Consider the following 20,983-nt stretch of genomic DNA (forward strand, 5'->3'; position numbering starts at 1 on the left):
AATTCCAGGCATCAGCGTCTATCTTTACCTAATCTCCAACTCTCTCCTTCTTCCCTTGTACCATGCAAAAAATGTATCCGCCCACTCATCTGGCACATCAGCAATTGTTGAATGCAAGACAGGTTTGGCACGATTTACCACGGCAAGAGAGGCGAGCCCCATTTTTTTCTGGAAAATGCTGCGGGATGCTCCTACTTCAATCAGCCTGTTGCGTTTGGAAAGAAAGAAGGAAGTGGTAAATCCTCCGCTTCTTAACTGGATAAACTGGTCATTTATCGTATAGGATGTATGTTTATAATCTAATACTCTCGAAATAACGACCAATATCAATAAAACAATAGACAGTGCCCACCAATATTCCGACAAACCCAGAAAATCAGGCTTCCAGAAATAAAGGATGACGGTTGCGATAATCCAAAACCAACTCGGCGTCAGCATACGCAGCCAGAATGCTTTTCGCGGCAAGCGCTGCATAGAATCGGTGATTTCATATGTCCGCAATATCTCCACAATTAATTGATGCGCTTTACGTACTGGCAGAAAAGGGTACAGACTGTTCACATCGGCGCTGTCTTCCCCCATTCCACCGGCACATACGAGCTTCACTTCTGCCAAGCCAAGAATCCGCTTCATCAGTGACTGCTCAATCTTAATGGCCTGTACATTCTGTTTCGTAATCGAAAAGGGTGTCTCTTCCAACACGCCTTTGGTAATATAGACCTTCTCTTGATCGGAGGCAATTTCATATTTGCCATATTTAATAAATGTCCATATCATGCCGCCCGCGATTAACAATACCAACAGAATAACAGCCGAAATGACAATCAGCCACCAGTTTTGAAAAATAGCCGAAAAGAATCCCTCTGTTTGCTGCTCCATCTGAAAGGTATCCTCCAGCTTGGATAGTAACGATCCGCCGATTGGGATGACCGCAAGAAAACTCAATGACGTAAACGATGCTTTTATCACATCTTTTTTTGTTGGATGAAAGTGCACTGTTCGATCCGGTTCTACAGCTGGCAATTCGCTTTCTTCCGTTTCCTCTGTCTCATCAACTTCGATTACATCCGAACTACGCTGGGACACTTCTTTTTCCAGCCGGTCTGCCTCCTCACGAGAAACGACATGAAAAGTTACTGCGCTCTCCTCCCCCTGAGAACCAGTTTCGAACGTAATGGAAGTCACACGGAAAATGCGGTGAAACAGCTTTGTTTCCCGTTTAATATGCTGCACTTTTGCATAAGGAACGGTTTTTCTTTTCTTTGAAAATATGCCTTCCGTTAATTCAAAGGCGGTTGCTGTGAGCGCATATTTATGTGTCAGCCATTTCAGGAAAATGTATAGGATTCGGAGGACAATGATGGCCAGTAGCGCATATTTCCCGTACGTCACCCACCAGGCATCCGATCCTGCCTGGAAAACAAACAAAATAAGGATAAAGAAAAAACTGTTTTTAATAAGTTGCCACAGGTCATAGATGATTTGAACGGGATGATAACGTCTTGCCTCCGTCATTCGTCCATCTCCTCTACCTTGGCATAATGGGCGATGCGGTTTCTCAGTTCCATCGCCACATCCTTATCAAGCATTTGGATGGTATGTGTGGATCCCATCGTTTGCACCGATATCGAATACAAATCGTATTTACGCATGAGCGGACCTTGTTTGGTTGAAACGGACTGAATTTTTGTCATAGGCACAAGCTGGTGCTCTTCCTTTATTGCACCAAATTTCAACTGAAGAAACTCTTCGCTGATATCGTATCGCCAGTGTTTGTACAATAAGGAAGGCCTAATAAATCCCCAAAGGGCGCCAAGCACGCTTATTACAGCCAGTGCGATGAGGATCCAGCCTATCCAGTTAACCCAATCAAAATAATAATCGAGAAAGAATAATACAATAAGTACCACAAAACCGATAACATTCTCTATTGTTTCATCAAGCAGCCAAACGTTAACGGATTTTTTTGAGAGTCGATTCTGAGGTGTTTGCAGCTGTTCCGGCAATGGTTACACTCCTTATTCTGTTTTGATGCAATTGATAGTACGAGCGACTTGTCGATTTAGTTTCATTCGGTTCCCTCTATTATTATGTTGCTGTTCACATGAGGAGTCAAACTGCCTTTTGTATAAGCAAATAAAACGCCAAAGATTCTTGAAAACCTTTGGCGTTTTTACCTATTCTTATTCAACTTCTACCCATGATACTCTTCACTCTCATCCACATCATCAGGTGCTAACCCAGACAATACATGGACACGAAGGATAAGCCCAGCAAGCTTATTATCATCATTCACAACAGCCAATGGAAACGATGACTCCAGTGCTTTCGGTATTAAATCACTGATGTATTCGTCTTGTTTCACGACCGTGACATCCGGTCGCAATACATCTTCCAGTGACTGTTTTTCCTTGATCCCTTTGACCGCATCATCAATTGTCACAATCCCTTTCAGATGACGGCCGCGGTCGACAACGAATACACTGGATATGCCGTTTTCCCTCATTTCTTTTACCGCAACATTTAACCCGTCCTTGATCGACACCAGGGCATTTGGTTTAATCATCACATGTTCTGCCTGGAAAACTTTTGACCGGTCAATATCTTTGATGAACTCGGAGATATAATCATTTGCAGGACTTTCAATGATTTCTTCCGGTGTGCCAACCTGCACCACCTGTCCTTCCTTCATTACTGCCACCCGGTCCCCGATGCGAAATGCTTCGTTCACATCATGTGTAATAAAAATAATCGTTTTTTGCAAACGCTCCTGAATATCCAGCATTTCCAGCTGCATTTCCCTGCGGATCAGCGGATCAAGTGCACTAAATGGCTCATCCATCAGCAGGATGTCCGGGTCATTCGCCAACGCTCTGGCTAACCCAACCCGCTGCTGCATACCGCCCGACAATTCACCGGGGTACTTATCTTCATATCCTTTCAAGCCGACACTTTCAATGTTTTTCATCGCAATCTCTCTGCGTTCTTCTTTGGAAACATTGCGTATTTCCAAACCATATTCCACGTTGGCCAAGATGGTTTTATGGCTGAACAGGCCAAAATGCTGAAAAACCATCGCTACTTTTTCCTGTCTCATTTTTTTAAGTTTTGTATTGTCATAGGCAACAATATCCTCATCATCTATATAGATAGATCCGCCTGTTGGTTTATTTAATAGATTGAAACAGCGAATCAGCGTTGATTTCCCGCTCCCGGAAAGCCCCATGATGACAAAGACTTCCCCTTTTTTCACATCCAGAGACGCATTATATACACCGACTGTATGATTCGTTTTCTTCAGAATTTCTTCTTTTGTCATACCCTGTTCAACCATGGGGATAATCGACTTTGGTTTAGGCCCAAATATCTTGGAAACATTCTCAAGTCTTATCTTGGTGGTCATTCTCCTGCCCCCCTGTGTTTTTGGAATTTATCCGCTACGCCGTTGGTAATCCGGTCAATAATGATCGCTAAGAATACGATACTGATACCCGCTTCAAAACCTAGCGCAATATCAATTCGGTTAATCGACACAAGTACCTGCTCCCCTAAACCGGAAGCACCTACCATCGAGGCGATAACAACCATCGCGAGCGCCATCATCGTGGTCTGGTTCACCCCTGCCATGATCGTCGGCAATGCCTGTGGAAGCTGAATTTTACGAAGCATCTGCCACCTGGACGAGCCAAATGACTGAGCCGATTCGATCACTTCCTTATCCACACCGCGAATAGCCAGCTCCGTTAATCGGATAACAGGCGGCAATGCATAAATCAATGTAGCAAAAATGGCAGAAACATTCCCCAACCCGAAGAAAAAGATGGCAGGGATCAAATACACAAAGCTCGGCATCGTCTGCATCGCATCCAGAATCGGCCGGAGCACATTGGAGAAACCCTGATTATATGCCATCAAAATACCCACTGGAATGCCGATAATCAGACAGGTGAGAACAGCTGTCACAATAATAGCTATCGTCGTCATCATATCCGCCCACAATCCAAATGTCCCAATCAGAAAAATAAACACTCCAAACAACAAACCTGCATAAATGCTCTTAAAATACCAGCCTAGCAAAATGATCGCAATGATAAAGACCCACCATGGAAGCCATACCAGAAAATCATCAATTACATTAATCATACGGGAAGTTAGTAAGTAGATTAAGTCAAAAAAGCCACGTAAAGACGTATCTAGGAAACTGACAAATTGATCTGCATAATCACCTAAATTTGTCGTAATATCAGGGAAATTACCCATTGGCAAAACTCCACCTCTTTTATATTTTAGTTCGTTCTAAAAATGAAGAAGCAGCCAGCCAAGTGGCGGGCTGCTTCATAAAATTACAATGCTTCTTTTACTTGTGCCGCAACATCTTCCGGAACCCAGCTTGTCCAGACATCTTCATACTCATTCATCCACCAAATTGCCGCTTCTTCAGCGGATGCTTCATTTTCCATCATATAGCTTAAAGCCGCTTCCGTCATAGCACTGTCCGTTTCATAGTTGCTTAAGAAGTCTACCACGTCCGGCGCCTGGTCCGGCAAATCTTGATGCACCGCAACGACGACATCATTTGGTGGCAACTCGGTCGCCCCTGTCTCATTAAATGTTTCCTCGTCGTATGGAGGTTCTTCCAGCAATGTCAAATCATACTGTGCCGTAACGGCCGTTGGGGACCAATAATAGCCAACCCATCCTTCACCGGCATTATAAGCATCCGTTAAATCAGCAACTGCCGCTGCGTCAGAACCCGGTGCAAAATTATTCATGGTTTCGCCCAAGCCGTATGCTTCAAACTTCCTGTCGATATCTTCTTGAACCGCCCAGCCGCTTGGTGCATTGATAATTCTTCCGCGTCCAGGGTCTTCCGGATCTTCAAAAACTTCCGGATAATTTTTCAAATCCTCCACCGTTTCCAAGTCAGGTGCCATTGGCTCAATCCCTCTGTCCGGGTCCCCTTCGATCACATAGGTCGGAACATACAGCCCCTGTACATTGTCATCAAAATTAGTGGAAACCGTTTCAATTTCCCCTGCCTCGGTTGCCTCTTCATACACTTCCTTTACATTATCTGTCCATACTTCCATATAAACATTAATGTCACCTTCACGAAGACCTTGCAGTGTTGCCGCTGTTGAACCGGCCGTTACGTCTGTATTGATGCCATAGCCTTCTTCAATAATCGTGGCAGCTATGCCGTTATGTACACGTATGCTGTCCCAGCCGGCATCCGCCATAACAATCGTTTCAATCTCCCCGCTTGCACTTGAGCCACCACCACAGGCAGAAAGCAAAAGCGCGCTAGCCGCAGTGATTGATAATAGAATTTTCTTCATGAAATTCTTCCCCCTTTTTTATATTGTTTACCTGGAAAATAAAATCGAATAATTCCAGCAATTTTTCCGGTGAATATTCGTTACCCTTAGTAATTGAAATTAATAGACAGGAGCCATAGAATGTGGATGGAAGGAACGCCTTTTATTAAGAGGATAAATAAGCACCTTTCGCTTGTTAAAGAGAACTTGACTGTCGCCGCTTAAGAGAGGCAGAGCGTCGCGGTCCCTTTGTCTGTCAAGCAAAATTAATTATATAGAACTAGGCATTTTTAATCAATGTCACTAAAATGCCAAAATCCGACATTAACTGTGGTAATAAGCTATCAAGTGAGGTTATCGCCGAATATTAGCTTAATACTCACTTACACTCCATAATGACCGTTTTATGGCATCCTTTACATTTTTAAAACAGCATTTCTATAGTGAATCAAAATCCGGATTGTAATGTTGTACATATTTTTCAGAATAATATATAATAAAATTGTAGATACTGCTATGTTTCTTAACAGCATAACGTAATTATTGAAAGCCGTTTTGATGGAAAGGAGTGAAGCAATGGCTGGAGCGCTGGAACACATTAAAATCCTGGATCTCTCCCGGGTGCTTGCAGGTCCTTATTGCACCATGATTCTAGGCGATCTTGGGGCTGAGGTGATTAAAGTCGAGGCTCCGGGCGGCAGTGATGAGACGCGAAAATGGGGTCCGCCCTTTCAAGATGGAGTCAGCGCATATTACCTCTGCGCCAACAGGAATAAAAAGAGCATTACACTGGATCTGAAGTCGCATGAGGGTATCGAAGCGATTAAAAAACTCGTAATTGAAAGCGATGTCATTATCAATAATTTTAGATCAGGAACGATGCAGCGACTCGGGCTGGATTATGAAACACTGGCCGCGATCAACCCGGGGATTGTCTATTGCTCGATTACCGGATTTGGGGAAACCGGTCCCTATCAAGATATGCCAGGCTATGATTTTATTATTCAAGCGATGAGCGGGCTGATGAGCATTACGGGTGACAACCAGGCCGGTCCGCAAAAAGTCGGGGTGGCGATCACCGATATTCTGACCGGACTGTACGCCTGCATCGGCATCCAGGGAGCGTTGCTTGAGCGGACGCAATCAGGAAAAGGACAAAAACTGGATCTATCATTATATGATTCTGCCGTCAGCTCCCTTGTTAACATAGGGAGCAATTACTTAATGTCCGGGGAAACTCCTGCTGCGCTGGGAAACCAGCATGCCAATATTGTTCCATACCAGACGTTTCAGACGTTGGATGGAGAAATGGTGATCGCTGTAGGGAACGACGCTCAATTTCAGCGACTGTGTGAGATTTTGCAGAAACCTGAATACGCTGCAGATGCGCGTTTTGCGACCAATCCGGATCGTGTGGCAAATCGTGAAACTCTAATCCCTCTGCTTCAGGAGGTTCTTCTGAAAAAGCCAACCGCCTACTGGCAGGAAAAATGCCGAGTAATGAGCATCCCATGCGGGCCAATTCAAACCATCGATGAGGTTGTGCGTGATCCACAGCTTCAGGAGCGGGAGATGTTTATTTCGACAGAGCACCCGACAGCCGGAAAAATTCGGATGGTCGGCAGTCCGCTGAAACTTTCGCGTACCCCGGTTAAGGTGAAGCACCACCCACCGGATGCCGGGGAACATAATGATGAGGTGTTAAAAGGGTTTAGCAAATTGGAATAAGCGTATAGCTCAAAAATTACTTATACAGGAGATGAGCAAATGGATTTCAATTTTACCGAAGAACAGGAAATGCTCCGCAACACCGTGAGAAGTTTTGTTGATAAGGAAATTTTGCCCTATATTGCCGAGTGGGACCGGGAAGGGAAATTCGACCCTGTCATCATGAAGCGGTTGTCCGAACTTGGCCTGATGGGAGTCTGTATTCCGGAAAATTATGGCGGCAGCGGGATGGACTACAATTCGCTGGCAATTGTCTGTGAGGAGCTGGAACGCGGGGATACAGCTTTTCGCACAGCGGTATCCGTCCACACTGGCCTCAACAGTATGACTCTTTTGCAATGGGGTACGGAGGAACAGAAACAAAAATACCTGGTCCCCCAGGCAAAGGGAGAAAAAGTCGGCGCTTATGGTCTGACAGAACCTGGTGCAGGGTCTGATGTTGCCTCCATTCGATCAACTGCAGTAAAAAATGGTGATCATTATGTGCTGAACGGCTCAAAATCATGGATTTCGCTGTGCGATACCGCAGATCATTTCCTTGTTTTTGCTTATACCGAAAAGGAAAAGCGGCATAAAGGAATTTCCGCATTCATTGTGGAGCGTGGCTGGGAAGGGTTTGACTCGAAAGCGACAAAAGGAAAACTCGGCATCCGCTCCGGTAACACCGGCGAAATATTTTTCGATAATGTCAAAGTACCGGCAGAAAACCTCCTCGGAGAAGAAGGAGAAGGATTCAAGATTGCCATGGCTGCACTCGACAACGGCCGTTTCACCGTGGCTGCAGGTGCTGTCGGGCAAATTCGCGCCTGTCTGGAGGCTAGCACAGACTATGCAAAAGAACGGGAAACATTCGGAAAGCCAATCGGCCAGCATCAGCTTGTCCAGCAGATGATTGCCAAGATGAAAGCAGGTCTGGAGATGAGCAGCCTGCTCGTCTACCGTGCAGGTGAACTCAAAAATGCCGGCAAACGCAATACCGAGGAAACATCGATAGCCAAATGGCAGGCCTGTGACTTCGCCAACAAAGCCGCAGATGATGCGGTTCAGATTCACGGAGCATATGGATATTCCGATGAATACCCGGTGGAGCGGTATTTGCGCAACTCAAAAGCTCCGGTGATTTATGAAGGAACACGGGAAGTGCACACCATTATGCAGGCGGAATATGCCCTCGGGTACCGGCAGGATAAGCCATTGAATAAGATGCTGCCGGAATGGAAAAGAGAGCAGGAGGTTCGGTAGCAGGCAGTTTCATTCAGTGAGGGTTCGGGTGGGACCCTCTCTGAACGGCTTTTACAGACTAGGAAACCAGAGGGAGGTTATCACATGACATACGATAAAAGCATATTTATCAATGGAACATGGCGGGACCTGAAAGAGACAGAAACTGTGTACAATCCGGCAACCCTGGAGCCGGTCGCCAAAGTCGCTTATGGCGGAAAAGCGGAAACGGAAGAGGCAATTGCCGCAGCACTCAAGGCATTCAAGACATGGCGTGAGATGACCGGCAGGGAGCGTTCGGGGATTTTGTACAAAGCGCATGAACTTATGCTGGAGGATGCAGAGCGTCTCGGGGAAATCCTCACGACTGAGCAGGGCAAACCGCTGAAAGAGGCAATCGGGGAAGTGAAAGGCGCGGCCAGCTTCCTGCTCTGGTACGCCGAGGAAGCAAGCCGTACCTACGGAGAATGGATCCCATCTTCTGCCCGATCCAAGCGCCTGCTCGTCATCCCCCAGCCGGTCGGTGTTGTTGGGGCGATCACGCCATGGAATTTCCCGGCATCGATGATCACCCGCAAGATTGCTCCGGCTCTCGCTGCAGGATGCACAGTGGTGTTAAAACCGGCACCGGAAACCCCGCTGTCGGCAATAGAGATTGTCAGGATTTTAGAAAAAGCCGGCATGCCAAGCGGTGTGGTCAACCTTGTAACCGGAGATGCGGAGGCAATCGGCAACACAATGCTAACAAGCAAAGATGTCCGGCTGATCACTTTCACCGGATCGACCGAAGTTGGGAAACACTTGATGCGGGAAAGCGCCGATCATGTGAAAAAACTCTCGCTTGAACTTGGCGGCCACGCACCGATTATTGTGTTTGACGATGCGGATATTGATAAAGCCGTGTCCCTGGCACTCGCCAGCAAATTCCGCAATAACGGTCAAACTTGCATCTGCGCCAACCGGGTATATGTCCATGAAGCAGTTAAACAAACGTTTAATCAAAAACTCACCGAAAAAGTCGCGCAACTCAAGATTGGCGATGGGCTGGCCGAGGGAACCGACCTGGGGCCATTGATTAATGAACAGGCGGTCCAGAAAGTTCAGGTCCATCTGGAGGATGCTGCGGCCAAGGGAGCAAGCATTGTTTCCGGTGGCGAAAAATGGAACGGCGGAATGGCGGGCCATTTCTATCAGCCTACTATTCTTTCAGAGGTTACCGATGATATGCTCGTGATGAACGAAGAAACATTCGGCCCGCTCATGCCAGTGCAGACATTCCGGGATGAAGATGTGGCTGTTGCCAAAGCGAATGATACCGACTATGGCCTGGCAGCCTATATTTTCACGGAAACAACCAGCCGAGCTATTCGGGTGGCAGAAAAACTTGAATACGGAATCGTTGGCGTCAATGACGTCTTCCCTGCTGCAGCGGAAGCACCATTTGGCGGCATCAAGCAATCCGGTGTTGGCAAAGAAGGCGGACATCACGGTATGGATGAGTTTTTGGAGAAAAAATATGTGACGATTGGGATGGAGGATTAATTGGCAGAAACGCTCGACCTGGCTAATAATGCTATTTTCTAAGACTAGCAATTAAGCATAGATAAAGCCGCATTTCTCTAAAAGTAGAAATGCGGCTTTTCTGTGTTGACCAAGTTAGATCGTCACTTGTGACTCCTCTGCCGTGCTGTGATGGCGAATATCCACCCCGCGTTTGGCCATTTCTTTTATATATGCTTCTCCTGGCACAATTTGCTCCGGTGGGTAAACCCCCCGCATCGCAATGGTCCCGTCAGCAATCATCTGGGCGACGACCGATATCGTGTTGGCTGTCGCTCTCGCCATTGCCGTCACATTGTTTTTTCTGTCTTTGGCAGTTGTCATTTCAAATGTATGGGTCTGGGGCTGTCCGTCTTTTTTACCGCTGACACTCACCCTTAGCAGCACCACATCATCCTTATCCCCGAGTTCGACAATCGGATCAAGCACCTTGAGCAGCACTTCTCTTGGATTAATCTTCTGCCCGTTTACATCAACCGAATAATCCGTCCGGGTGAGATTGAGATCAACCAGCAGCTTGAATTTCTCCGCATGCCCCGGATAGCGGATCGTTTTATACTCGAGCGCTTTCAGATCCGGATAGGACAAAGACAATGTCGAGGTGCCGCCAGATGTATGAAAAGCTTCCAACGGGCCGAATTTATCAAAATAAACACGCTCTACCTCACTCAAAGAAGGGATCTCCTGTCTCACTCCATTCCGGATAATCAGCGAGGGATCCGTATAATGGTCAAATACCCCTTCCATGGAAAAAACATGGTTGTATTCAAACGGTGGGTCAGGCTGCAGTGGAATACCACCGACAAACAGTCTGATCTCTTCCAGTTCATCCAATTGACTTGCACCATATCCGGATAAAATATTGATCATGCCGGGAGCAACACCTAAGTCAGGAATAACCGTAACACCGTACCCTTTGGCCTCTTCCCCAAGCTCCAGCACCTTATCCGTTATATGGCCAATGTGTCCGCCTAAATCGACTGAATGCACACCAACCTTGATCGCCGTTTTTGCGACCGTTTCATTAAATGAATAAAACAGCGCGTTAATGATTACATCAAATTGCCGCATATAATTGCCAAGCTCCTGCTCATCCATCGCATTGACCTGGTAAGCTGTCAGTTTGGCAGACTCGAGCTGATCACATACCTGCTGAGCACGCGCCAGATCAATATCCGCCAGTCCGACTGCCGTCACTCCTTCACTTGCTGCCAAATCTCTTGCCGCTTCTTTTCCCATCAATCCAGAACCTAATACCCCTACTTTCATCTCCATTCACTCCCCCGTCTGCTATTCTATCTATTCCGTGTCAATCTGGGCCCGCTGCAGTTTTCCGCTGTAATCAACATACACCGCTTTCCATTCGGTAAACACATCCAATGCCTGCACGCCGGAATCGCGGTGGCCATTGCCAGTTCCTTTTGTTCCGCCAAATGGCAAATGAATTTCCGCGCCTGTTGTCCCGGCATTCACATAAACAATTCCCGTGTCGAGATCGCGCTGTGCCTTGAACACGCGATTGGCGTCTGATGTAAAAATCGAACTTGATAGACCAAATTCCACGCCATTATTGACCTCTATGGCTTCTTCAAAACTTTTTACCGGAATCAGCGAGATGACAGGCCCGAAGATTTCTTCCTGGGAAATCCGCATGTCTGCCGTGCAGTCTGTAAACAAGGTTGGTGCGAAATAATGCCCGTTTTCGTACACATCATCATCCAGAACATACCCGCCGGCAACCAGTTTTGCCCCTTCGTCTTTACCAATCTCAATATAGTCTTTGATTTTTTCCAGCCCGGCTTTATTGATGATTGGCCCCACTTTATTGGATTCATCCAGGCCATCACCAATCGAAAGTTTTTCCATTTCCACAAGCAGCCGCTCCTCCAGCCGCTCTTTCACATCTTCATGGACAATCACCCTGCTGGCGGCCGTACAGCGCTGGCCGCTCGTTCCATACGCACTCCAGATAATCCCCTCGACAGCCAGGTCCAGATCAGCATCATCCATCACGATGACCGCATTTTTTCCGCCCATCTCAAGGGAAACTTTTTTCAACTGCTTGCCGCACTCGCTGGCAATGTTTCTTCCTGTTTCATTGGATCCGGTAAACGAAATCACGCGGATGTCGTCATGGTGCACCATCGCATCCCCAACCGCTGAGCCCTTTCCAAATACAACATTCAGCACACCCTTTGGCAACCCTGCTTCTTCAAAAATTTTGGCAAGCTCATAGGCCATGATCGGCGTTTCCGTGGCCGGTTTCCAGACGACCGCATTGCCGGCAACAATTGCCGGGAATGACTTCCAGGTGGCGATGGCGATAGGAAAATTCCATGGAGTGATAATCCCGACGACACCCACCGGAGCGCGCTGACTCATGGAAAATTTATTCGGCAATTCTGCCGGAGTGGTTTGGCCAAACATCCGCCGGCCTTCCCCGGACATGTAAAACGCCATATCAATGCCTTCCTGCACTTCCCCGCGCGCTTCTTCTATCACTTTGCCATTTTCCATCGTCAGCAGCTGAGACAGCCGCTCCTTGCGTTCTTTCATCAGGATTCCAACCTGAAGCAAAATTTCTGCCCGTCGCGGTGCTGGCACCAGCGCCCACTCTTTCTGCGCTTTTTTGGCAGCTTCCACCGCAGTATTAACGGCATCTGCCCCGGATAAAGGTACTTGCACAATCGTCTTTCCATTTGCCGGGTTCGTTACTTCGGTAGAATCCTGCGTTTCCACCCATTCCCCGCCAATAAAATTTTTCAGCTTCTCTGCTTGGAGCAATGCTTCTGCCATAAAAAATACCTCCTAATGTGATTAGTTGATCATCTATTTTTTTGCACGATTACGGATTTGGGTAATCGTGGATGAAACGGAAATCTGTTCTTTATTGGTCAACACTTCAATGACCGCCGGATGATTTTTCGCGAGAGCCTGTTTGAGTGCTTCTGCAAACGTCTCTGACGTATCAGCCACATAGCCGTCCGCCCCTACGCTCGCCGCCATATCTTTAAACGAAACCATACCCAAATCTGTGCCAATTACCTTTTCCGGGTAATGAATTTCCTGGTGCATGCGGATCGTGCCATACATCTGGTTGTTGTACACAATGCAAATGACCGGAATCTGATAGCGGACGGCCGTCTCCAGCTCTTGCATGGTCATCATAAAACCGCCGTCTCCGGACAGGGCGATCACGGGTTTTTCAGGGAAAGCGAGTTTTGCCCCAAGTGCAGCCGGCATGCCGTAGCCCATCGCTCCGGAGGTCGGCCCAACATAAGTATGCTCTTGTTTAAACAAATAGAAAGCATGCAGCCAGCCGGCAAAATTCCCCGCATCATTGGTGAAAAGGGCATCCTCTGGCAGCAGATCAGACATCACTTTCATCGTATGCTTGTTGATGCCATCTTTATGCGAAACTTCCAGACGACTTGCTTCCTGATAGGCGTGATGCCGCTTTTTGGCCCATTTTTCCCAATTACCGCTGAGCGTCATGTTGGTTAGCGCCAGCAACGCTTCCCTCGCATCTGCTACAATGCCGGCATCCGGCGCGTACACCTGGCCAATGGTGTCATAGCTGATATCGATGTGAATCAGTGATTGCTCCGGCGCAATCAATTGATAATCCTGGGTCGTTACCTCGGATAAACGCGTGCCGATCGCTAAAAGGACACCTGCTTCTGCTGCAGTCTGCAGGATGTTTTTATGTGTTCCCAGCCCAAGATGTCCGACATAAAGAGGATGATCATTCGGGAACACATCATGCCTGCGAAACGCTGCCATTACAGGGATCTGGTATTGTTCTGCAAAAGCCAGCAGTGCCTCTTCCGCCTGTGCGCTTTTCACCCCGCCGCCTGCGATAATCAGCGGTTTTTCTGCCGCGGCAAGCAGTTTTTCCACTTCATGAATTTCTTCCATGGCTGGTGCCGGTTTTGGTTTGATGGCGGCCGGGCCAAATCGCATTTCTGCGCTTTTAGGGAGTACATCCTCCGGCAAAGAGACAACCACCGGGCCGGGTCTTCCTGTCTGGGCAACCCGGAAAGCACGCTGCACCAATTCCGGAATTCGCTCAGGGTCCTTCACTTCGACCGTCCATTTGGCGATATGCTGAAAATAGCGGTCCAGATCAACTTCCTGAAACCCTTCCCTGCCCCGGAATTTGCTGTGCACCTGTCCCAGAAAGACAACCATTGGTGTGGAATCCTGGTAGGCGGTATGTACGCCGATGGAAAGGTTTGCCGCGCCAACGCCCCTTGTTGCCATGACGACCCCGGGTGTGAGGGAAGACTTGGCGTACCCTTCTGCCATAAACGACGCGCCGCCTTCATGCCTTGCCGAAATCACCCGGATGTCCTCTTCATCATGCAGGGCATCAAGCAAAGGCAAATAGCTTTCTCCTGGCACACAAAACACATTGCGGATCCCTTCAGTTTTCAGGATCTCAACAATGCCCTGGGCTGCCGTCATAATTTTAGATGCTCTTGCTGTTTTGGCCGCTTTCATTCCGTTGCCACCCCCTTCAAATCGATCTGCTCCATGCGGTGGATTACTTCATCCAAGCGTTCAGCCGGAACCGTAAGTGCCACCCTGAAATACCCTTCCCCCTGTGCTCCAAAGGCATTGCCAGGTGTTACGATGACACCTGCCTCGAGCAGCATTTTCTCCGCAAATTCCATGGATGAATACCCATGGGGGACCTTAGCCCAAAGAAACATCGTGCCGTTCGGCTTATCCGCCTGAATACCAAGCTTTTCAAAAGCACGGTGCAGTTTTTCCATCCGTATTTGATACACATAGCTGTTTGCCTCTGCTGCTTTAAAATCACTGGAGAGTGCTGCTGCGGCTGCTTTTTGAATCGGCAAAAATTGGCTGGTATCAATATTGCTCTTGATGGTACTCAATGCCTGAATGACCTCTTTATTTCCGACTGCATAACCGATTCGCCAGCCGGCCATGTTAAAGCTTTTCGACAAGGAACCGAATTCCACCGCATGGTCTTTCGCATTTGGCACCTGCATGACACTTGGCGCTTTATAGCCGTTGTAGGTAATCATGTCATATGCCGCGTCGTGCACGAAGAGAAGTCGATTTTCCTCGGAAAATGTAATCGCTTTCAAAAACGTGTTAAAATTAACGGTTGCCGCGGTCGGGTTGGACGGATAGTTTAACAGCATTAATTTTGCCCGATCGATTACAGCTTGATCGAGTTCCTCATATAGCGGCACATAGCCATTTTGATGGTCAAGCCGCAATGACACACTTTCCCCGCCAGCCAACTGCACCGCCGTCCGATAAACCGGGTAGCCGGGATCGGGCACCAACACAGCATCCCCTGGATTGATCGTGGCATGCATCAGATTTGCAAGTCCTTCCTTTGAACCTATCACTGCCAGAATTTCAGATTCCGGATCCAGCTCCACCTGATAGCGCCTCTTGTAATAATCTGCGACGGCTTCTCTGAATTCCGCACAGCCGCTGTAGCTGGAATAGCGGTGGTTCGTGGGCAATCGCGACTCAGCCACCAGCCGGTCGATGATAAATTCAGGTGTCGGTAAATCAGGCGCCCCAATTCCCAGGTCGATCACATCAACCCCATCAGCTTGAAGCTCTTTTTTCCTGCGCTGAAACTCTGCAAATAAATATGGCGGCAAATCTCTCACTTTGTCTGAAACAAAAGACATCCATTGTCCCCCTAGTTTCTATTTGAAGCGCCATTCTATATTCGATGATAAATCAATGTTTTGTAAATTGCAATTGTTTTATCGGGATTGTTGGCGGGGATGAGGTTGTTCGATTTGTGGGCTGTGGGGTGTGGGGTGCGCGATTTGAGATGATGGCCGCGCGACTTAGCTGTGGGTACGCGCGATTTGACCTTGAGCTCGCGCTATTCATGCGTCTGCTTGCGCGATTTGTCAGACACTCGCTCGCTTCGGACGTACATTCGCTCGATTTGGAGTTGTCCGTTTCTGGGCAACTCGTGCTGTCACTAAAAAGAGCATTTGAAAAAGCAGACCGTCACCATGGCAGCCTGCTCTCAAAAACAACCCTCACTTACTCCATAGACTTTTTATACTCTTCCAAATATGGTTTTTCCGAGGACGATGCTTGCTCCAAACCAGTCATCGCACGGTGCCATAGTGGGTAAACCTGTTCCGGCCGGGCGACAGATTCAATCTTATCATGTTCTTCCTTCGTCAACTCAATATCGTAGGAAGCAATGTTTTCCCGCAGCTGTTCTTCATTCCGTGCAGCAATAACAACTGGGCCTACATTCGGACGGTCTTTCACCCAGGAAAGTGCAATCTGCGGAATGCTTACTCCCCGGTTTTCCGCTACTTCCTCAAGAGCATCAATGACTTGATAAAGTCGCTCCTGATCCATAATCCAAGGCTCAGGCCATCCTTCTCCCTGTCTTGTATTCTGCGGCGCTTCTTTGTTGCGGCCGACTTTTCCGGTAAGAAGTCCTTCACCAAGCGGACTCCAGATCATTGAGCCAACGCCGAGTTCACTGCCTGCTGGCAATAGCTCATACTCTGCCTCGCGAGCCTCTGGTGTGTAGTAAATTTGCTGGGTAATTGGAGGAATGTAACCTTGCTGCTCCGCGATCGTAACCGTCCGGGCCAGTGCCCAGCCGCTATAGTTGGAGACACCCCAGTAGCGAATCTTGCCGGATTTCACCAGGTTCGTCATCGTCTCCACCGTTTCCTCGATCGGAGTCTGCCCGTCCCAGAGATGGACAAAGTAAAGATCGAGATGATCCGTTCCCAGCCGCTGCAAGGACTCATCAATCGATTTCTCCAAATGTATACGGGAAGCGCCGCGAGAGTTGGGATCATCACTCATATGAAAACCCGTCTTTGACGTAAGCAGCACCTCATCCCGGCGTCCTTTAATCGCTGCCCCCAGGACTTTTTCCGCGTCACCCCGCGAATAAAGATTTGCCGTATCAAACATGTTGATCCCGGCCTCCAGGGAAATATCAACCATTCTCGCAGCATCTTTTTCATCAATGTTCCCTGCCGGTTCAAACCCATTCGTACCGCTGAATGGGATTGTGCCCAGAATGTATTTTGGCACTCGGAGCCCTGAAGTTCCTAGATTAATATACTCCATTATATCCCTGCCTTTAATTGTTTGAATAACCCTTCTTGATTGAAAAAACATCCCATGGTGGATGTTGTGTATATTACTTTTTATTCCCTATATGTTGACTGCCAAACATAGGGAAGCGCTACTCGTTCGCGGGTTAACTATCGTTTTCTTATTCAATAACCTAAAATCTTCATCTGCGAAAAAACAGCAAATCCCCCAACAGTTGTTCGAAAATCATTCGGAACCTCATCATAAGTTATGAGCAACTGCGGATACTTTTCCAAATTAAAAACTCCCCTTGCATCCTCAAGTTTCCGCGAAGTAGCTATTGAGTGCTCCAACAACCGCTGAAGTCCCCCATCAGATTGAAAATACCACCAAGAGCGAAATTGCTCTGCCGCGTTTTCCCTCTCTTGTTTTGCTGTGTTTTCCACAAGCTTCTCCAAATAGATAATTTCAGACTCAGAATAATGAATATAATACCCTTTGCTTTCCAACTGGTCCATAAAATGATCCCACTGCACCCGTATTTTATTTCTTACTTTTTCGGCGTTTTCATTTGGAAGTTGGTTGTGAGGAAATCTCTTCTTTGGATCGAGCATATTATGTACATATAAAAGAAAGTTTAATTCAGGAGAAGCAATGATGGTGAGATCAGGCGTATTAGTCATCAGTTTTCCACCTTTATTCATTTAGTTTTTGCGATTTCTCATAGTTCGGTATAAATAAAATTACCTGGAGTAACTTAAGCAAAGAGGTGACAAAATGAAAACCTACAGTACAGCGTTTATATTTCTTATTGCAATATATTTCATCTTTACAAGTTCGGTGTCTGCCCACACAAACAACAACGATGGAGAAGGAGATTTCCATTCAGACCAGCCTTTAACTCTGGAAGAGATTTACAAAATCAAGGGATACACACAAGAAATCACGGATCCTATCGAACAATTCGAGGATACATTCAGCACCAAGGTAGTATTGCCGAAGAAAATGCCCTTTGACGTACATCGAAGCTTTGGGAAAATGAACGAAGATAACAGCTTATCGCTGCATTTTTTCGGTGAAAACAAAAAAGACCTTTTTCAATTCACCATCAATCCAAATGAACCCTACAAAAACAGTGTGAATGATCAATTAAGCAATGGCAAAGAGATATTTATTGAAGAAATTAATCATGATCCGCTGCATATTAGACAGCTATTTATGAAAAAAGGTGAATTCGAATATATTCTGGGCATCAACTATGCTGATGAAAAATATAAAAGACCTGTATTGATTGAGACAGCGGAGTCTATGATTGAGCAAGAATAATAACACTCCCTTCCGAGTAGAATTGTCATCATTCAATTCCTATCCGCCAAGAAAAACTCCAAAATGATCCGGGAAAATAACTCCGGAAATTCCAGGTTTGCCAAGTGGGCTGCATTTGGAATGGTCACTTTTCTCGCCGTCGGGATCTTTTTGCAAATCAGATTGGAAATATCGTGAAAATCCTGAACATCATGACCACCAATAATAATCACTACAGGGATTTTTATATCACCTATTCTGTATATACTATCTTCAGGGTCAATTTCCTCCACGGAAGAAGCTGGTTCTAGTTTAGTCAAAGCCTTCATCTGCATATCTATTACCAGATCTTTAACCTTTGACTCAATAGACTCAGTTGTTCTCCCTGCAACTATCCATGTGTTGAAATTTAGTATTGCAGCCTCCTCTGTCTCACCTTCTTCCAATAACCTCTCCTCTTCTGCTTCATACTGCTGCAGGTACAATGAATCTTCCCATCCACCTAATGCCGGAGATAGTAGTGCTAAGCTTTGACATTTTTCAGGATTGTCCAGACAAAAGTCAATTGCTAATTTCCCGCCAAACGAAGCAGCCAGGATATGGACTTCACTAATGTTTAACTGATCCATCAGTTCATTGATCATGTTATTATAAGAAAACTTACCCCCGGTGAAGTCACTCTGCCCAAACCCTGGGAGATCAAACCTAATGACATGAAAGTTTTCTGCTAATAAATTGAATTCATTGTCCCACATACGTGAATCCGCGATGCCTGCGTGAATTAACAGTACATTTTCTCCTGCACCCTTCATCTCATAGTAAATATCAGCTCCTGCAGTTTTAACGATACCTGTTGATTTGTTTAAATTCATTTTGTAATAAACTCCCAATAAACCAAGATGTGTAACTCTGCTGCTTTCTGATAAACCCCCTATTTTATTACCTTCACCATCTGCCTGATTGCCCCTAAATGATAGGCAGCATGAGCTAATGAGCCAAGCAGGTTATACGCCTTTTCGGCAGGAAGCTCTTCTCCGCTGACGTGTTCAGTCAGCCTTGAATATTCATTTTCCCTTTAGGTCCTTCAAATGTTTCACCCAGCAGACCCCTAACGCCTTCATTTATCATTTTTTCACCAGCTTTCTTCAAGTTATGTTTTCATTTATTTCTTTCACCATGATTACTTGCAAACTATCTTCTGAAATAACAGGGGCATGACTTTTAATCACTTTCCATCCCTTTTTCTGATATAAATTTACAGCAGGACTGTTCTCAACGTTTGTTGTTAAAATAGAAGTGTTATGATCAACCTCCTCTAATAGAACATCATGCAACTTGCTTCCAATTCCAAGACGTTTATAAGTAGCGTCGACAGCTAATTCAACGAACTCAAAGCAACTACTCAGCCATATCTTGATTTCAGCTTCTGATAACTGTTCAGCAATTTTCTGCCGGTAAAACTGCTCCGGTAAACTTGTATAGCCATATGTAAAACCGATAATATTCCCTTCTTCATCTCTTGCTTGGAATCCCCTAAACCCTTCATAATTTGTATGTTTGTTTATGTTTTTTATAATGTTTCCCTTATCTCCTCTGATAAGAATGCCCCACAGTATAGTTCCCCAATCTTTTCTATATCAGCGTCATCATAAAAAAACTGAGTAATTTTTATGGGCTTATCCACAAAATACCCCCTATCCATCTACCTAACTCTCGCTCCCATGCTTGGACTCTGTAAACCAGCTAGATCCGTTAAGTAACAGAAGCACTTAAAATTCCTTTTCCATTTTGCGAATATAAGCTATTTGTCCAATGTGATAGGCATTATGTGTAGTCAAATTTCCAATTAACGCCCACCATTCGGCTTCCACTGGAAATCCAATGACGTTTGATTCGAGCTTCTCCTCTGTAATCAGCTCTTGCCAGCGCAGCAGGACCTCCAGCAACTGCTCTTTAAGCTCTGGGAAGGTTTTTTTCGAAGTCAGGAAGCTGTTTGCGTTATCTTCTAATGATTGGATCGCAGTGAACTACTCCCACCACTTACCACCCTTAAGGGTAGCTTGAAATGGGGGCTTCTTGGGTAATCGCCACTTTTGGCAGCTGACGAAATGGACCAAGCTAACCCTCTTGTTCCAAAAGTTTATATTTTTATTAGATACTTGCTAATAAGCGAATACCTTCTTTTTTGATATTGAGTGCCGAATTGTAATCTCTATGGAGACTTAGACCGCAAGTACATTGGTAGGTACGTTCAGATAACTTGATTTCTTGTACTGAACCACAATTTGAACACGTTTTGGTGGACGGGAACCATTTGTCAATTTTAATAAGTTGTTTCCCTTGTTCTTTTAGTTTGTATTGCAAGAAAGAAGTGAACATTCCCCAACCATTATCAGCGACGCTTTTGCCAAACTTTAGAGCTTGTGACATCCCTTTCATATCTAAATCTTCAATCACAACAGCGTCATAATTCGCCGATAAGTTTTTTGATTTATGATGAAGAAAATTCTGACGTTGATTGGCAACTTTTTCTTGAATTTTAGCTACCTGAATGCGTTGTTTATTCCAGTTCGAAGACCCTTTCTTTTTACGAGAAAGTTTACGTTGTTCTTTTGCTAATTTTTCAAGCATTTGTCGATAAAACTTAGGGTGATTGGCTTTCTCACCCTCACTATCGACAAATAGGCCATCCATCGCAAAATCTAACCCAACTACTTTTTCAATTTCTTTGCTTTCAATCTCCTTCTCGTACTCTGTAAGAATAGAAATAT

Annotated in this window: 18 protein-coding genes and 1 pseudogene; 4 read left to right on the forward strand and 15 right to left on the reverse strand. The window is 46.1% G+C overall.

The window, feature by feature from the left end; all coding sequences use genetic code 11:
* Positions 1–24: 24 nt before the first annotated feature.
* The 5 genes from CEG13_RS17390 to CEG13_RS17410 all read right to left on the reverse strand — a co-directional run bounded on the left by CEG13_RS17390 (position 25) and on the right by CEG13_RS17410 (position 5,339).
* Positions 25–1,515 carry a PH domain-containing protein gene (locus CEG13_RS17390; RefSeq protein ID WP_100013161.1) on the reverse strand — a complete coding sequence of 497 codons (1,491 nt, stop codon included), beginning with the start codon at positions 1,513–1,515 and terminating at the stop codon, positions 25–27.
* Positions 1,512–2,006 (reverse strand): PH domain-containing protein, encoded by a 495-nt coding sequence (locus CEG13_RS17395; RefSeq protein WP_100013162.1) that lies wholly within the window; start codon positions 2,004–2,006, stop codon positions 1,512–1,514. Before CEG13_RS17395 ends, CEG13_RS17390 begins: the two co-directional genes overlap by 4 nt.
* Before the next feature lie 188 nt (positions 2,007–2,194).
* Positions 2,195–3,403 carry a quaternary amine ABC transporter ATP-binding protein gene (locus tag CEG13_RS17400; RefSeq protein ID WP_100013163.1) on the reverse strand — a complete coding sequence of 403 codons (1,209 nt, stop codon included), beginning with the start codon at positions 3,401–3,403 and terminating at the stop codon, positions 2,195–2,197.
* A complete protein-coding gene (locus CEG13_RS17405) occupies positions 3,400–4,260 on the reverse strand; it encodes an ABC transporter permease (RefSeq protein WP_100013164.1) in 861 nt (286 codons plus the stop codon). The genes CEG13_RS17400 and CEG13_RS17405 overlap by 4 nt, the downstream gene beginning before the upstream one ends.
* An 83-nt stretch (positions 4,261–4,343) precedes the next feature.
* Positions 4,344–5,339 carry a glycine betaine ABC transporter substrate-binding protein gene (locus CEG13_RS17410; RefSeq protein WP_100013165.1) on the reverse strand — a complete coding sequence of 332 codons (996 nt, stop codon included), beginning with the start codon at positions 5,337–5,339 and terminating at the stop codon, positions 4,344–4,346.
* Between the two features lie 555 nt (positions 5,340–5,894).
* On the opposite strand from CEG13_RS17410, the gene CEG13_RS17415 reads away from it, so the two are divergent.
* From CEG13_RS17415 to CEG13_RS17425, 3 genes are all read left to right on the forward strand, one after another.
* The gene (locus CEG13_RS17415; protein WP_100013166.1) at positions 5,895–7,046 is read left to right on the forward strand and encodes a CaiB/BaiF CoA transferase family protein; all 1,152 of its coding nucleotides are present in this window, start codon (positions 5,895–5,897) and stop codon (positions 7,044–7,046) included.
* Between the two features lie 39 nt (positions 7,047–7,085).
* Positions 7,086–8,288, forward strand: a complete 1,203-nt coding sequence (locus tag CEG13_RS17420) for an acyl-CoA dehydrogenase family protein (RefSeq protein WP_100013167.1) — start codon at positions 7,086–7,088, stop codon at positions 8,286–8,288.
* Between the two features lie 84 nt (positions 8,289–8,372).
* On the forward strand, positions 8,373–9,809 hold the full coding sequence (locus tag CEG13_RS17425; protein WP_100013168.1) for an NAD-dependent succinate-semialdehyde dehydrogenase: 1,437 nt from the start codon (positions 8,373–8,375) through the stop codon (positions 9,807–9,809).
* Positions 9,810–9,923: 114 nt separating this feature from the next.
* Here CEG13_RS17425 and CEG13_RS17430 read toward each other — a convergent pair whose 3' ends face one another.
* From CEG13_RS17430 to CEG13_RS17455, 6 genes are all read right to left on the reverse strand, one after another.
* On the reverse strand, positions 9,924–11,096 hold the full coding sequence (locus CEG13_RS17430; protein ID WP_100013182.1) for a saccharopine dehydrogenase family protein: 1,173 nt from the start codon (positions 11,094–11,096) through the stop codon (positions 9,924–9,926).
* A 30-nt stretch (positions 11,097–11,126) separates the two neighbouring features.
* Positions 11,127–12,623: an aldehyde dehydrogenase family protein gene (locus CEG13_RS17435; protein WP_100013169.1), complete on the reverse strand. Its 1,497-nt coding sequence runs from the start codon at positions 12,621–12,623 to the stop codon at positions 11,127–11,129.
* Between the two features lie 33 nt (positions 12,624–12,656).
* Positions 12,657–14,330, reverse strand: coding sequence for a thiamine pyrophosphate-dependent enzyme (locus CEG13_RS17440; protein WP_100013170.1), 1,674 nt, complete (start codon positions 14,328–14,330; stop codon positions 12,657–12,659).
* Entirely contained in the window at positions 14,327–15,508 is a 1,182-nt protein-coding gene (locus tag CEG13_RS17445) for an aminotransferase class I/II-fold pyridoxal phosphate-dependent enzyme (RefSeq protein WP_100013171.1), read from the reverse strand. Before CEG13_RS17445 ends, CEG13_RS17440 begins: the two co-directional genes overlap by 4 nt.
* A 370-nt stretch (positions 15,509–15,878) precedes the next feature.
* Positions 15,879–16,940, reverse strand: a complete 1,062-nt coding sequence (locus tag CEG13_RS17450; RefSeq protein WP_100013172.1) for an aldo/keto reductase — start codon at positions 16,938–16,940, stop codon at positions 15,879–15,881.
* Between the two features lie 152 nt (positions 16,941–17,092).
* On the reverse strand, positions 17,093–17,611 hold the full coding sequence (locus CEG13_RS17455; protein ID WP_143469694.1) for a hypothetical protein: 519 nt from the start codon (positions 17,609–17,611) through the stop codon (positions 17,093–17,095).
* 73 nt (positions 17,612–17,684) lie between these two features.
* Here CEG13_RS17455 and CEG13_RS17460 point away from each other — a divergent pair, with 73 nt between their 5' ends.
* Entirely contained in the window at positions 17,685–18,233 is a 549-nt protein-coding gene (locus CEG13_RS17460; protein WP_100013174.1) for a hypothetical protein, read from the forward strand.
* Between the two features lie 32 nt (positions 18,234–18,265).
* Here the strand turns inward: CEG13_RS17460 and CEG13_RS17465 are convergent, their stop codons facing one another.
* The 4 genes and pseudogenes from CEG13_RS17465 to CEG13_RS17480 form a co-directional block, all read right to left on the reverse strand.
* Entirely contained in the window at positions 18,266–19,084 is an 819-nt protein-coding gene (locus CEG13_RS17465; protein WP_100013175.1) for an alpha/beta fold hydrolase, read from the reverse strand.
* Positions 19,085–19,357: 273 nt separating this feature from the next.
* The gene (locus tag CEG13_RS19425) at positions 19,358–19,828 is read right to left on the reverse strand and encodes a GNAT family N-acetyltransferase (protein WP_100013176.1); all 471 of its coding nucleotides are present in this window, start codon (positions 19,826–19,828) and stop codon (positions 19,358–19,360) included.
* 153 nt (positions 19,829–19,981) lie between these two features.
* A pseudogene (locus CEG13_RS17475) lies at positions 19,982–20,233 on the reverse strand (DinB family protein); the annotation flags it as partial.
* Between the two features lie 130 nt (positions 20,234–20,363).
* Positions 20,364–20,983: RNA-guided endonuclease InsQ/TnpB family protein (locus tag CEG13_RS17480; RefSeq protein WP_143469695.1), on the reverse strand; the 620-nt coding region annotated here is incomplete at its 5' end.

Source organism: Lentibacillus sediminis, assembly GCF_002763455.1.
GTDB classification, from domain to species: Bacteria; Bacillota; Bacilli; order Bacillales; family Amphibacillaceae; genus Lentibacillus_D; species Lentibacillus_D sediminis_A.